Annotated in this window: 13 protein-coding genes; 5 read left to right on the forward strand and 8 right to left on the reverse strand. The window is 72.9% G+C overall.

Annotated elements, in window-relative coordinates:
- Positions 1-415: 415 nt before the first annotated feature.
- Positions 416-859, forward strand: a complete 444-nt coding sequence (locus DN069_RS34825) for a hypothetical protein (protein ID WP_111507250.1) — start codon at positions 416-418, stop codon at positions 857-859.
- A 140-nt stretch (positions 860-999) separates the two neighbouring features.
- Here the strand turns inward: DN069_RS34825 and DN069_RS34830 are convergent, their stop codons facing one another.
- Positions 1,000-2,535, reverse strand: coding sequence for a helix-turn-helix domain-containing protein (locus tag DN069_RS34830; protein WP_207892376.1), 1,536 nt, complete (start codon positions 2,533-2,535; stop codon positions 1,000-1,002).
- A gap of 510 nt (positions 2,536-3,045) precedes the next feature.
- On the opposite strand from DN069_RS34830, the gene DN069_RS34835 reads away from it, so the two are divergent.
- From DN069_RS34835 to DN069_RS34845, 3 genes are all read left to right on the forward strand, one after another.
- Positions 3,046-5,979, forward strand: coding sequence for a SpoIIE family protein phosphatase (locus tag DN069_RS34835; protein WP_243640177.1), 2,934 nt, complete (start codon positions 3,046-3,048; stop codon positions 5,977-5,979).
- A 34-nt stretch (positions 5,980-6,013) separates the two neighbouring features.
- Positions 6,014-6,610, forward strand: coding sequence for a GNAT family N-acetyltransferase (locus tag DN069_RS34840; protein WP_111507252.1), 597 nt, complete (start codon positions 6,014-6,016; stop codon positions 6,608-6,610).
- Between the two features lie 133 nt (positions 6,611-6,743).
- Positions 6,744-6,992 (forward strand): hypothetical protein, encoded by a 249-nt coding sequence (locus DN069_RS34845; RefSeq protein ID WP_133260143.1) that lies wholly within the window; start codon positions 6,744-6,746, stop codon positions 6,990-6,992.
- Positions 6,993-7,037: 45 nt separating this feature from the next.
- Here the strand turns inward: DN069_RS34845 and DN069_RS34850 are convergent, their stop codons facing one another.
- The gene (locus DN069_RS34850) at positions 7,038-7,742 is read right to left on the reverse strand and encodes a hypothetical protein (protein WP_111507254.1); all 705 of its coding nucleotides are present in this window, start codon (positions 7,740-7,742) and stop codon (positions 7,038-7,040) included.
- Between the two features lie 191 nt (positions 7,743-7,933).
- Here DN069_RS34850 and DN069_RS34855 point away from each other — a divergent pair, with 191 nt between their 5' ends.
- Positions 7,934-9,019, forward strand: a complete 1,086-nt coding sequence (locus DN069_RS34855) for an ABC transporter substrate-binding protein (protein WP_111507255.1) — start codon at positions 7,934-7,936, stop codon at positions 9,017-9,019.
- Here the strand turns inward: DN069_RS34855 and DN069_RS34860 are convergent.
- The 6 genes from DN069_RS34860 to DN069_RS34885 all read right to left on the reverse strand — a co-directional run.
- Positions 9,007-10,104: a protein kinase family protein gene (locus DN069_RS34860; RefSeq protein ID WP_111507260.1), complete on the reverse strand. Its 1,098-nt coding sequence runs from the start codon at positions 10,102-10,104 to the stop codon at positions 9,007-9,009. The two genes, DN069_RS34855 and DN069_RS34860, sit on opposite strands and share 13 nt — an antisense overlap.
- A 246-nt stretch (positions 10,105-10,350) precedes the next feature.
- The gene (locus DN069_RS34865) at positions 10,351-10,590 is read right to left on the reverse strand and encodes a hypothetical protein (protein WP_111507256.1); all 240 of its coding nucleotides are present in this window, start codon (positions 10,588-10,590) and stop codon (positions 10,351-10,353) included.
- Positions 10,591-10,739: 149 nt separating this feature from the next.
- A complete protein-coding gene (locus tag DN069_RS34870; protein ID WP_243640179.1) occupies positions 10,740-10,898 on the reverse strand; it encodes an alpha/beta fold hydrolase in 159 nt (52 codons plus the stop codon).
- Between the two features lie 334 nt (positions 10,899-11,232).
- Positions 11,233-11,424 (reverse strand): YegP family protein, encoded by a 192-nt coding sequence (locus tag DN069_RS34875; RefSeq protein WP_111507258.1) that lies wholly within the window; start codon positions 11,422-11,424, stop codon positions 11,233-11,235.
- A gap of 57 nt (positions 11,425-11,481) precedes the next feature.
- Positions 11,482-12,678 (reverse strand): acyl-CoA dehydrogenase family protein, encoded by a 1,197-nt coding sequence (locus DN069_RS34880; RefSeq protein ID WP_111507259.1) that lies wholly within the window; start codon positions 12,676-12,678, stop codon positions 11,482-11,484.
- Between the two features lie 111 nt (positions 12,679-12,789).
- Positions 12,790-13,513, reverse strand: a 724-nt coding sequence (locus DN069_RS34885; protein WP_133260144.1) for an acyl-CoA dehydrogenase family protein, incomplete at its 5' end; no start/stop codon positions are given.

Genomic DNA, 13,513 nt, shown 5'->3' on the forward strand with positions numbered 1-13,513 from the left:
GACTAATGAAACGAGTGAGCCTGCTCCCCGTCACGGAAGGGATGCCGCGGCCACGAAACGGACTCAGGTCACGCACCGCGCTCAAACCGCGTTCGAGATCTGCTGCAGTCCTGTCGCAGGAAGTCCCGCCAGAAGGCGACGGTCCCCTGCGGGTTCAAGATCTCCGGACTCGTGACCGTCTTCGAGCTCGTGACTTTCCACCTCCACCACCGCGCCGTCCTCGACGACCGCGTCGACATCGACAGCGCAGATCGGGACACCGGCCGCCTCCAGCGGGTGTACCACCGCGCACCAGCCCCCGCCCCCATGCCGAGGCGCATAGGACGCCCTGGTGCGGGGGATCCCCCCGCACCAGGGCTGCGCTCGCGGTGACGCTTCAACAACAAGGGGGGCCCTGTTGCTCCGTCATACCGAAGTGACCCTGCGGCCGCTCGGCGAGGGTTACGTCATCACCCTCGGCGACGCATACGACTACCCCGGCGAGTGGCAGCACGACGACCGCAGCGTCCAGGTCAATGGCGAGTCCGCCGTCCAGGTCTCCTGCGTGACCGACACGGGTGACCTCGCCCTCCGCATCGAGTTTCACGACCAGGCCTCCGGCCCCGACGACAGCCGCGCGTGGCAGTTCGGCCCCGAGGACGCGCTCCTCCAGGCCGCGTCCGAGAACCTGCTGCTCGTCATCCCTTGCCAGGGCGACCTCAGCGAGCAGCCCACCGAGCCACCCCTGGCCCTTCCGACCGCCTCTCCCGGCAAGCCTTGCCGATTCCACATCCGGCTGTACGGGCGCGCGGACTCCACCGAGTTCGGAGTCGGCGCCCGCGGAGAACACCATCTCATCCAGCTCTGGCCCGCCGAGTAGCCGCCGGTCCGCAGGCGGCGTCGACGACGGGCCCGTCGGTGGGGGCGGGCGAGCGGCCAAGCCCTCAGGTGCCCCTACAGGGGCGCGTTCGCGAAGCCGGGCGTCGGCCTCACTCCCCAACTCTCTCCGGCTGGCTCCGCTCAGGACAGCGACGCGCGGAGGCGGGCGGTGGCGAGGCCGCGACGGGCGTCATCGGGAGCGAGCAGGGCGAGGGCGTGACGGTGGAGGGCGATGTCGTAGCGGGCGTGGTGGCCGAAGGCGAGCGCGAGCGCGGCGTCCGGGGAGGCGAGGACGGCCTCGCGAAGGGCGACGTGGAGGTGGTCGCGCCATTCGACGATGCCCGGCGCCTCCGAGCGCTCGAGCAGCGGGCCGGCGTAGGCGGTGACCGCCGCCGCCGTGTCACCGCGTTCGACCGCCGCGGCCACGCGCGCGGCGTCGCAGTCGACCGGCCGGGTCAGGGCGTAGCGGCGCGTCGCGATGCCGCCGCCCAGCGCGCTGCGCAGGTGCGAGACCTCGGCCTTGAAGGTCGAGGCGGAGACCGGACGCTCGCCGTAGAGGGCGTCGTGCAGCCGCTCGGGCGTGAACCCCTCGGGTTCCAGCGCCAGCAGCGTCAGGATCTCCAATTGCCGTGGGCGCAGCGGGATCTCGTCGGAGCCGCGGTCTAGGCGCGGGCTGTCGCCGAGCACGGCCAGGCGGAGTTGGGCGTCCATCTCCGGCCCTTGGGACGAGGCCCGCGACCGGCCGTGCGGTGCGACGTGGGACCGCGCCCGGCGACCCGGCGCCTGGGGCGCGGCGTCCTCCCGGAGCCGCTCCTCGATGCCGGCCGCGAGCAGGCGCACCGTGGACAGGGCCAGCGGATGCGAGCGTTCCCACGTCGTCGACAGGTCCAGCACCCCCAGCACCCGGCCGTCGGGGTGGCGGATCGGCGCGCAGTAGCACACCCATCCGTGCAGCGCGGAGAGGTAGTGCTCCGCGGAGAAGACCGTCGCCGCCTGCCCGCGCAGCAGCGCCAGGGAGAGGGCGTTGGTGCCCATGGCCTGCTCGTCCCAGCGGCCGCCCGGAGCGAAGTTGATCCGCTCGGCCGCGTGGCGCATGTGCCGGCCGCCGCAGGTCCACAGGATCGTGCCGGTCTCGTCCGTCACGGCCGCCACGAAGCCCGCGTCCTCGGTGATGCGGCGCAGCTCCTCCGCCACCGCCCCGATCGGGCGGCGCAGTTGGGAGTCCGCCCAGCGTGAGCGGGCCGCGTCCGCATCGCTGACCGGGGCCTCGGCACAGGCGCGGTCCACACTCGCGCCGCTGCGCGCCCACGACTCGACGACCTCGGCGCGGAGCGTCCCGGCTGCGGGCCCGCTGCCCGGCCCGGCCCCGAGCCCGGTCCTGGACCCGGGCTTGGGGCGCCAGGGCCCTGTGCGCCGGCGCCCGCCACCGGCCCGCCGCGTTCCGGTAAGCCCGGCATTCCCGGCGTCCACGGTCTCCGCCGTGTCCGCGCCTGGGGATCTGACGCCTGCGGTGCCGTCCCCGTGACCGCCGACGCTCCCACCGGCGGTCTCGCCCCAGCGCACCCAGGCGCGCTCCAACTCCTGTCGGAGCCGTCGCAGTTGCGACGCGTTGGGCAGCCCGGCCGCTCCGCCGGGCTCCGCCCCGGCGGGCAGCCCGCCCGCGTCCGTCGTCCTCACGTCTCCATTTACCTCGCCCGGGCCGCCACCGACAAGAGGCCCCGCAGTAGGCCCGGCGAGTCGCAGCCAGTATTCGCCCCCGGACGTTCCGGCGCGCGGAAACGTCCGCATCTCACTCCTTCGAGTGGTCGGGCGGGGAAAACCTTCCGATCCGGGATCAGCGGACTAGCGTCGGCAACTGGAGTCGGCAACGGCTCGCCAGAAGGGCAGGAGGGGCCCGGCCCGGTGGGACCGGGCGGGGAGGTTGCCGCCATGGGGAGTTCGGCCGGCACAGGTGCGCCGAACATGACGGACACAGAACTGACGAACTCGACTTGGGGCCCGGCATCGGGCCCGCTCTGGGGCCCCGCACCGGGCGTGGCGGCGGGAGCGCCCCGGACGACGGCAGGGACGCCCGGGTCAACAGGACCTTGGGCGTCGGCCGGGTCGGCTTCGACGGGGTCGACCTCGGCGTCGTTGGCGCCCGCGGGATTGGCACCCGCGGGATTGTCGTCAGCCGGGTGGCCGTCCGTGGGGTGGGGCTCTTCTGGCTGGGGCTCCGCGGGCTGGGTCGCGGCGGACTTGGCCTTTCCCGACTGGGAAGGCGACCGGCGCTCGGCCCAGGCTCGGGAGTGGTTCCTGGGCGGCGACACGCTACGCGGGTTCGTCCGGGCCGGGGTGCTGGCCTCCTGGGAGCGCTGCCGGGCCACGGGGCTGACGGCGGACCAGCCCGCGCTCCCCTACGACCCGGACCTCGACGGGGAGGAGCGTCTGCTGCGGGCCTCCCTCCCGGTCCTGGATCGGTTGCACGAGCAGCTGCTCGGCACCGGGGTCAGCGTGCTGCTGACCGACGCCACGGCGCGCGTGGTGCAGCGCCGGGCGGGCGAGCCGGGCCTGGACCGCCACCTGGACGCGATCCAGCTCGCCCCGGGCTTCGGCTGGGCCGAGCACGACGCGGGGACGAACGGCATCGGCACGGTGCTGGCCCAGGGTCGTCCCACGTTCGTCCTCGGCAGTGAGCACTTCACCGAGGCCCACCGCGCCTTCGCCTGCGCGGGCGCACCGATTCGCGACCCGCTGACGGGCGCGATCCGCGGCGTCGTCGATCTGACGAGTCGACGCCGCGACGCGCACCCGCTCATGGCCGCACTCGCCCGCGAGGCCGCATTGGCGGTCGAACAGCGGCTGCTGGAGCAGTGCACGCTCCACGAACGCGCCCAGCACGACCGGGCGCTGCGAGCAGCCACCCGGGGCGGACGGTCCCGGCCCCTCCCGCCGCGCGGGCGCAAGTCCGCCCGCTCATGGGAAGGCGAGCCGGCATTCCCCGTCCACGCCCTGCTGGCGGTCCGGCCGTCGGTGCAGCCGCCGCTGGAAGCGGAGGTGCCGTCGGGCATCCCAGGGTCGCCACGACGCCCGGAGGCCGGGCGGACGCCGGCCCGCACGTCGGCGCCGCCGCCAACATCGCAGCTCCCGGCTCCAGGCGGAGCATTCCGGCCGCCTGAACCCAACGCGCTCGCCGCCGAACTGCCAGACGTGCTCGGTGGCCTACGGGGTGACATCGCCTCACGCGCGGTCCTCTCCCTGAGTGGCGCGTCGGGCCGGGAGCACAGGTTGGACCGGGGAGTGTTCGGCCGGAGGTCGGTGGACCACGCCTTCGCGTTCGGTGAGCCCACCGTAGGCCCCGAACGGCCCGAACGCCCCGAGCGCCCGGAACTCTCGGGGCGCTCGTTGCGGGAGCGGGAGGCGCGGGTCGGGCGCATGGCTCTGGCCGCCCGGCACCGGCTCGCGCTGCTGTGGGAGGCCGGTGTCAGGATCGGCACCACGCTCGATGTCGGCCAGACCGCCGACGAGTTGGCCGAGGTGGCGCTGCCGGAGTTCGCCCAGTACGCGGCCGTCGACCTCGCGCAGTGGGTGCCGGAGGGCGCCGAGAGGTCGGCCAGTGAGGACACGGGGCCGCTGCAGAGGGCGGCGACCCGCACGACACGTGTCCGCGGGCCGCTGCCCTTGAGCGGCGAGCCCGTCGACTACGCGCCCGGGTCGGCGCAGGAACGGGCGCTGTCGGCCGGGCGGGCCGTGCTCGACGAGCTGCCGTCGAGCGTCGTCGGGACCGAACCGGGCCTGGAGGACTACCGGATGGGCTCGGTCCTCGCGGTCCCGCTCTCCGCGCGCGGCACGGTGCTCGGCGTGGCGTCGTTCTACCGCTCCCTCGACGCCGGGCCGTTCCGGGCGGACGATCTGACGCTGGCGGAGGAGCTTGCGCACCGGGCGGCCGTCTGCCTCGACAACGCGCGCCGCTACCAGCGGGAGCACACGCTGGCGCTCACGCTGCAGCGCAGCCTGCTGCCGAGGGCACTGCCCGAACTGCCCGCGGTCGAGGTGGCGCACCGCTACCTCCCGGCCCAGGAGGGCGTGGGCGGGGACTGGTTCGACGTCATCCCGCTCTCGGGGGCGCGGGTGGCCCTGGTCGTCGGCGACGTCGTCGGGCACGGTCTGCACGCCGCGGCAACGATGGGCCGGCTCCGCACAGCGGTGCGCAACTTCTCCGCACTCGACCTGCCGCCGGAGGAACTGCTCGGCCATCTCGACGCGCTGGTGGACGCGATGGACCAGGAGGAGGGCGAGCTGGGCGGCATCGGCATCATCGGGGCGACCTGCCTCTATGTTGTCTACGACCCAGTCGCGAATCACTGCACACTGGCCAGCGCGGGTCACCCCTCCCCCGCACTGCTGCTGCCGGACGGTTCCGTCGGCTTTCCCGAGGTGCCCCCGGGCCCGCCCCTCGGGCTGGGCAGCACGCCGTTCGAGGCCGTCGAGTTCGCGCTGCCGGAGGGCAGCGAGATCGTCCTCTACACGGACGGCCTGATCGAGGACCGAGGTCAGGACATCGACGTGGGTCTGGCCCGGCTCGCCGACGCGCTCGCGACCGCGCGCAGCGCGCGGGACCGTACGCCGGAGGCGCTGTGCACGGCAGTTGTCTCCGCCCTGTTACCCGAACGGCCGCGTGACGACGTCGCGTTGCTGATCGCCCGGACTCGGGGTGTGAGCGGCGCGATGGTCGCGCGGTGGCCGGTGCCGCTGGAGGCGGCGGCCGTCTCCCGGGTGCGCACCGAGGTGGGTGCGCGTCTGGCTGCCTGGGGGCTGGGTGAGTTGACCGGGACGGTCGAACTGCTGGTCAGCGAGCTGGTGACGAACGCGATCCGGCACGCCACCGGTCCGGTGGAGCTGCGGCTGCTCCGCGACCGGGGTCTGATCTGCGAGGTCGCGGACGGCAGCAGCGTCTCGCCACGGCTGCGCCGGGCCCGCTCCGAGGACGAGGGCGGACGGGGTCTCTTCCTGGTGGCCCAGCTCGCCGAGCGCTGGGGCACGCGCTTCACCAGTGGTGGCGGCAAGGTGATCTGGGCGGAGGTCAAGACCCGCCAGGGGCTGGGCAAGCGCGCCGCGCCACGGCCGCGGGCGGCCGGGTGACCGTCCGGGCGCCACGCCCGGCGTAGGGTGAGGCATGGCAGAAATGATCTCCGCGCAGGGCGCCGACCAGCCGTACCGTCCGAACGAGGCCGCGGGAACCGCGGGCGGTTCCGCCTCGCTCGCCTGGACCGTCCGGTCCGAGGCCCCGGACGGCTCCGAGATCACGGCGGTCCGCCGGGTCATCAACGCGGCGTTCCCGACGGCGAACGAGGCGGATCTGGTCGAGGCGCTGCGCCAGGACCGGGACGCCTGGCTGCCGGGCCTCTCGGTCGTCGCGACGGCTCCCGACGGCGAGGTCGTCGGCCACGCCCTGCTGACCCGGTGCCACGTGGACGGCTCACCGGCTCTCGCCCTCGCCCCGGTCGCGGTGCTCCCGGCCTGGCAGCGGCACGGCGTCGGCACCGCGATGATCCACGCCCTCCTGGACGCCGCACAGGCGGCCGACGAGCAGCTGGTGCTGGTCCTCGGCCACCCTGCCTACTACCCGCGCTTCGGATTCGTCCCGGCCTCCGGCTACGGCATCAAGCCACCCTTCGAGGTCCCGGACGAGGCGATGCTCGCCCTGGCCCTGGATCCCGGCCGCCCGGTCCCGGCGGGCTCCATCCGCTATGCGCCGGCGTTCGGGGACTGATCCCCGGACGACCGGGAAAGGCCGGGATGGCCTTCGGGCATCAGGCACAGCGGCGCCGCTTCGCGTTCCTTCCGAACGAGTGACATCGGCGCTCGAGCCGTTGCCGACGGTGGCCTTGGACCGTTCCCCGGGTATGACCAGCCTCCGGAGTCGCCTCCTCTGCACCGCCGCCCTTGCCGGTACCGCCGCTGTCGGTGCCGTTGCTCCCGCATCGGCCGACACGCTCAGCGCCGCACAGAACCTCCAGAAGATCGGGCCGACTCAGGCGGTCACCACCGGCGCGATGACGGGTGCGAACGCGCTGACGGGCGGGATCGGCATGGTCCCCGGGGCGTTGGGCATGGTCCCGGGTGCGGTCGGCGGCTTGGGCATGCTTCCCTGATCCACCACTGGATCCGTCAGCGAGGCCCTGGAAACCCTGGAGGCCTTAGCTGTTGGGCGACTCGGCGTCGTCGGCACTGCCGGTGGACTGCGCAGGGATGTGTGCCTTCCCGGTCGGCCCGTCACTGGCGGTCGGCGCAGCACTGGCGGTCGGCGCGGCGCCGCCCGCGTCTGCGGTGGCGGCAGCCTCCGTTCCCGCCGCCGTTGGGGCGGCCTGGTCCGTGGCGCTGTCGCCCGCAACGTCGCTGCTGGCTGCGTCGCGCGCGCCACCCCCGTCACCCGTTCCCGCCGTCTCCGTCGCGTGGGAGGCGGTGGTGGGCGCGTCGTTCAGCGGGTGGGTGACGCCACTGGTGTCGACGAAGAGGGCGCCGAAGGCGGCGGCGACGGCGACGAAGGCGTCCGGGGCATTGGCGTGCCCGGTGCCGTTGACCGCGAGGGCGAGCGCGGTGAGCAGCAGGGCGCCCGCGCCGACGACCGTCTGGATCGCCCAGAACGCGTCGGTCTCGCGCTCCCCGTTCCCTGAACCGTTCCCTGAACCGCTGGGCGGCGCGGGCTTCTTCGCGCTACTGGGGTTGATGACCGCGCCGACCAGCCCGGCCCCTAGCGCGCCGAAGACCTGGCCGACCGAGGAGAGGTCGACCTTGCCGCCCTCCCAGGCGACGACGGTCATGACGAGCATCAGGCCCAGGTAGGCGACGGTCAGCGCAGCCCTGGCGAGAGTACGGGGTTGGGGCACCAAATCGGCGAACATGCGTCAACCATGGTGCGGTCGCCCAAGGGCCACAATGCCCCGTCAGATAACGATTTGACGGCCCATCGTCCGCTTTCGCCCCCGAGCAGCCGCACCTGCCCCCTCCTCTGCGATCCCTCTGCCATCCCCCTGGCGTCCCGTCAGGCGGATATCCCTTGCCTGATGCGGAGGGTGCTGGTTGGAATGTCGGCATGATCAATGACGCATCCTCCGTACGTATCGGCGCGCTCGTACCGCTGACGCGGCCCGGTTGGGTCGAGGCGGGGCAACACCTGCTCGCGGGGCTCGAGCTGGCGGTTCGCGAGGTCAACGAGGCAGGTGGGATCGCGGGTCACGGGCCTCTGGAACTCCTGGTCCGGGACACCGCGGCCGATCCGCAACGCGCCACGGCGGCCGTCGAGGAGCTGGCCGGACTGGGCGTGGCCGCCGTGACCGGGGAGTTCCACAGCGTGGTGGCGCGCGCCGCTGCCACCGCTGCGGACGCGCTGGCCTTGCCGTTCCTCTGCTCGTCCGCCGTGCTGGACGCGCTCACCGACGAGCCGACCGACTGGGTCGCCCGTCTTCCCCCCGCGCAGTCGCACGGCTGGCGGTGCTACGCGGACTTCCTGGTCGACGCGGGCCATCGCCGCATCGCGGTGGCGGCCGACCCGAGTGTCTACTGGGCCGCCGGCACGGGCATCCTGCGCGAGCACCTCGCGCCACGCGGCGGAACGGTCGTCGAACTGGACGTGCGCGCCCTCACCCCTGACGCCGTGTGCGACGCGGTCGCCGAGGCCGGCGCGACGGCGCTCCTGCTGCTGGTCGGCTTCCCCGATCCGGCGGTGCCGCTCGTCAGGTCCGTGCGCCGCGACCCGCGCCTCGCCGGGCTGATGCTCGGCGCCCCGGCCGGGCAGCCGGAGCTCGGTGAGTGGGCGTCACTGCTGGGCGATGACGGGGCCGCGGTCCCCTTCCTTCGCTACCTGCCCGAGCGGCTGAACCCGCTGGGCACCCGGGTCGAGGCGGCCCTGCGCGAGCAGCTCGGCGCGGCGCCGTCGTTCGTCGCCTTCGAGGGCTACGACGCGGTCACGGTCCTCGCCGAGCTGTTGCACACCCATGGCCCTGACCGGGCGCGGCTTGCCGCGTCCTGGCCTCAGGTGGACGTCGAGGGCACCCGCGGACGGATCCGGTTCTCCCGCGTCCCGGGGATCGCCGTCTGGCAGTGGGCGTGGCCGCCGGTCCAGGTCGTCGACCGGGATCCCGCCGCGCCCGCCCGCCTGCGGGTCCGTCACACCGGCTGAGCGAGCACGGGGGCAGCCCGGCCCCCGCCCAGCCCCAAGAGCCGCTCGAGCTGCTCGGCAGGGTAGGGGGTGTCCCGGCTGCTCTGCTGGAAGGTGCGCATGAACTGGGACATCACCGCGGCGACCGGCGCGTGTCGGGTGAGGATCGCGGCGGCCTGCTGCGGGATGTCCGTCGGGGTCCTGCCCTGCGCGATGGCGCGGACCAGTTCGGCGCGGGCCTCCCGGTCCTCGCGCCGGAAGCCGTACAGGGCGGTGACCAGCCAGTTCACCAGGTAGGTGGCGGTGTAGGCGCGGTCGTAGCTCTGGCTGCGGTCGACGAACGCCGTCTCTTGCGGGGAAAGCTCGAACCCGGGGTGGACTGCGAGGCCGTAGTCCCCGAAGTAGAGGCGTTCCCCGTCGGTCAGGATGTTCTCGAAGTGGGCGTCGAAGTGCAGCAGCCCACGGCTGTTCATGAACGAGGTGCCGGCGGCCAGTTCCCGCTCCACCATGGCGCAGGCCCGGTCGGCGGCCTCGTCGCCCGCCTCGATCTGGGTGCCTAGCCACTGGTGCAGGTTCTGCGGGATGTACTCCAGGAACAGCGCGATGCTGGCCGAGGACTCCCGGAGGGCCTCGATCCGGTGGCCGACCTGCGGGCGGCCTTCCCAGTAGTCGACGGCACGCTCGATGTCGGCGAGCTCCTCCGGCAGCGGTGTGGTGTCCGGCAGCACCCGCCAGTGGTACATCAGCGGGAAGCCCTCGTGTTCCGCCGCGAGCACCCAGTTGGTCGTCATGGTGTGCACGGCGAGCTCTCGCCAGGCCCCGAAGCCGGGCCCGCCGATGAGTCCGACGCCGTACTGGCAGAAGAGCGGCAGGTCGAGCAGGTTGGCCGTGGACCGGACGTGCTCCGCCTGCCGCTCCAGATCGGTGAGGGGCACTCGTTTTACGAAGACCGGGACGCCCGCGACCTCCAGCAGGGCCGCCTTCCCGCCGATACCCGCGCCGATCGGCTCGGCCGCGTCCACGAGCGCGCGCAGGGCGTGGTCGCTGTGCAGGGCCAGTGCGGTGGAGACGGCACCGTGGGCGGTCAGCCGGGCCGGGAGCGCCATGTCGCGCGCCAGGTCGCGCGCCGTACTGGGCCTGGTGTCACACGCCGTGTCGGGGGACTTCGCTGCGGCCTCCACGTGGATGCCGACCTCGATTCAGCCATGACCACGCGGCGTGCCGCGCGGCCTCCGGAGCGGGCAGAGGACAGCCCGCGTCCGTGGACGACCGCAGACACGCACCCCCCTCGGACCGCACTCTACGTGACGATCAACAAGGCGTCTCCCGCATCCGGCGTGCCTCACCGAGCGTCAGGCGTCGGCCTGCGGGGTCGCGGCTTCGATGATGTCGGCGCTGTCGCCCTCGAAGTCGAAGTGGTCGAGCGTCACCCCGAAGCGCCTCGCCATCTCGTAGAGGTCGTGGGACTCCGTCACCACGACCTCCTCACCGAGGGGGTTGTTGAGCGCGTCGAGTGCCTGCGCGACGACGTGGCGGGGCCCGATCTCGGTCTTGACCCAGACTCGAACCGATGTCCCGGATTGTCCCGTCATGATCCAATTATCCGTCCGCGCACGCGCAAGCGCCAGCCCGACACGCGCAGTAGTCGACCGCTCAACAGATCCTCCACTCTCACTCTCCTATCGGATCAGGCTCCGCCGGATCCGGCCTGTCAGATTCGGCAGTGCTGGATCCGGACCTGTCAGATTCGGGCGGCGAGCCACTCCAGCGCGGCCTCGGCGGCCGACAGGACGGAGACGTGGCCCTCACCCTCGCGCTCCCACCACTCCGCCGCCGGGCAGCGCGCGGCCAGCCACGCGCCGTGGGCGACCGGGACCATCCGGTCCTCCGTGCCGTGCACGACGAGCGTGGGCGCGCTGGCGTGCCGTGGTGCCAGAACACCACTGGGCGAGGCGCGCCGTCGGCGGCCTCGCCCGTGTGGTCGTCTGCGCCCGTGCGGTCACCGGCGCCCGTGCGGCTGTCGGAGCCCGGGCGTCCGTCGGCGCCCGGGCGGCCGTCGGCGCCGGTGGTGTCACCGGTGTCGTAGACGTGCAGGGTGCGGCCGTCGGCGAGGACGACGTCGCGTTCGGTCACCGTAGTCATGCGGCGAATCTAGCCAGCGGCACTGACACCCGCCCGAACTGACGATCCGTCGACCCGCACGCTGCACAGGATCCGCATGAGCACGTCCGGTGTCAGCCGACCGCCGCGCCGGACTCGACCAGCTTGGCGTAGGGGGCGTGCTTGCGCACGGCCTCGATGCTGCGCTCGCAGGCCTCACGCGAGTCGAAGACCTCACTCATGGCGATGACCTCGCCCGTGGCCGTCTTCAGCGTGAACCGGAACTCCTGCGGCTTGTCCATGTGCACTTCGAACTTGCCGGGCATGCCCCTACTCCTTCGTGAGCTCGATCACTGTGCGTCGCGGAGCGACTACAGCCGAAGCTAACCCCGGCTGTCGGCTTCGGCATCCGGAGCGACGGGCAGCTGGAGTACGCCGGTGCCCCGCTTGACCAGCTCACCGGCGATGATCAGGCGCTGGATCTCGGAGGTGCCCTCCCAGATCCGGTCCACGCGCAGCTCGCGGTAGAGGCGCTCGACGGGGTAGCCGCGGTCGTAGCCGCGCCCGCCGAAGATCTGCACGCAGCGGTCGATGACCCGCCCGGACGCCTCGCTGGCGGAGAGCTTGGCGATGGCGGCCTTGGCGTGCAGGGTCTTGCGGTCGGTGTCGGGCTGGTCGGCCTCCCAGGCCACCTGGTGGGTGTACGCGCGGTGCACCGCGATGTCCGCCGCACTGTCCGCGAGCATGCCCTGGACCAGCTGGAACGAGGAGATCGGCTGCCCGAACTGCTCGCGCCGCACCGCCCAGTCCCGCGCGAGCTCCAGTCCGCGCTCGGCCGCGCCGATGGTCCGGGCAGCGATCATCAGCCGCTCCTCGGTGAACCAGGACCGGGTGATGTCGTAGCCGTTGCCGAGCCCGCCGAGGACGGCGTCCTCGGGGACGAACACGTCGGTGAAGGTGAACTCGGGGTGCTCGTAGACGAAGGTGTGCATGAAGCGCGGCACCCGGGTCATCTCGATGCCCGGCGTGTCCTTGTCGATCAGGAAGAGTGTCGGCGCCTGCTCCTCGCCGGCCGCGGCCAGCAGGATCAGGAAGTCGGCGTGGTCGCCCACGGTGACGAACCACTTCTCGCCGTTGATCAGCCAGCCGCCGTCGGTGCGGGTCGCGGTGGTGGCCAGGTTCTGCGGGTCGGAGCCCGCACCTGGCTCTGTGACGGCGTAGCAGTCGCGCCGCTCGCCCTTGATGACGGGCACGAGGTAGCGCTCGCGCTGCTCGGGGGTGCAGAACCGCAGGGCGTTGGCGGGCCGCCAGACCATGTCCCACAGGGCGCCGGTCAGCCGGCCCAGCTCCTCCTGGACAACGGCCTGCTCCAGGATGGTGAGCCCGGCGCCGCCCCACTCGGCGGGCATGTTGACGGCCTGCAGGCCGGCGTCGAGGACGGCGCTGCGGACGGCGTCGTGCGCCTCGCGCGGGAGGCCGTTGTTCTCCTCGCAGTCCAGCTCGTACTTAGCGATGAAGTCCATCAGCTCCCGGGCCTGGGCCTTGAGGCCGGCCTGACGGGGGGTGAGGCGGAAGTCCATGATGCTCCTCGGCGAAACGGGGTGGGTGGCGGGATGTCAGTGCGGGAGTGAGAGGTCGCGGGGCGCGCGTGCAGGGGCTCCCATGCAAGGGCCCCATGCGGGGGGCGTCGGTCAGTGCGTGGGCATCTGGAGGGCGCCCGTGCCGCGCTTGATCAGCTCGTTGGCGATGATCAGGCGCTGGATCTCGGAGGTGCCCTCCCAGATCCGGTCCACCCGCAGCTCCCGGTACATCCGCTCGACGGGGTAGCCGCGGTCGTAGCCGCGCCCGCCGAAGATCTGCACGCAGCGGTCGACGACGCGTCCGGCGGCCTCGCTGGCGGCGAGCTTGGCCGTGGACGCCTTCGCGTGCAGGGTCTTGCGATCGGTGTCGGGCTGGTCGGCCTCCCACGCCACCTGGTGCGTGTAGGCGCGATGGACGGCGATCTCGGCGGCGCAGTCCGCGAGCATGCCCTGGACCAGCTGGAACGAGGAGATCGGCTGCCCGAACTGCTCCCGGCGCACCGCCCAGTCCCGGGCCAGCTCCAGCGCGCGCTCGGCCGCGCCGACCGTCCGCGCGGCAATCATCAGCCGCTCGTCGGTGAACCACTCCTTGGTCAGCTCGTAACCCTGGCCGACCTCGCCGAGGACGTCCGCGTCGGTGACGAAGACGTCGGTGAAGGTGAACTCGGGGTGCCCGTTGACGGCAGTGTGCATGAAGCGCGGAACCCGGGACATCGTCACGCCCGGCGCCTGCTTGTCGACGAAGAAGAGGGTGGCGGCACGCTCCGGGCCGGCGTCGGCCTGGACGACGAGGAAGTCGGCGATGTCACCACAGGTGACGAACCACTTCTCGCCG

Origin of the sequence: Streptacidiphilus pinicola (assembly GCF_003258295.1) — a bacterium.
GTDB classification, from domain to species: Bacteria; Actinomycetota; Actinomycetes; order Streptomycetales; family Streptomycetaceae; genus Streptacidiphilus; species Streptacidiphilus pinicola.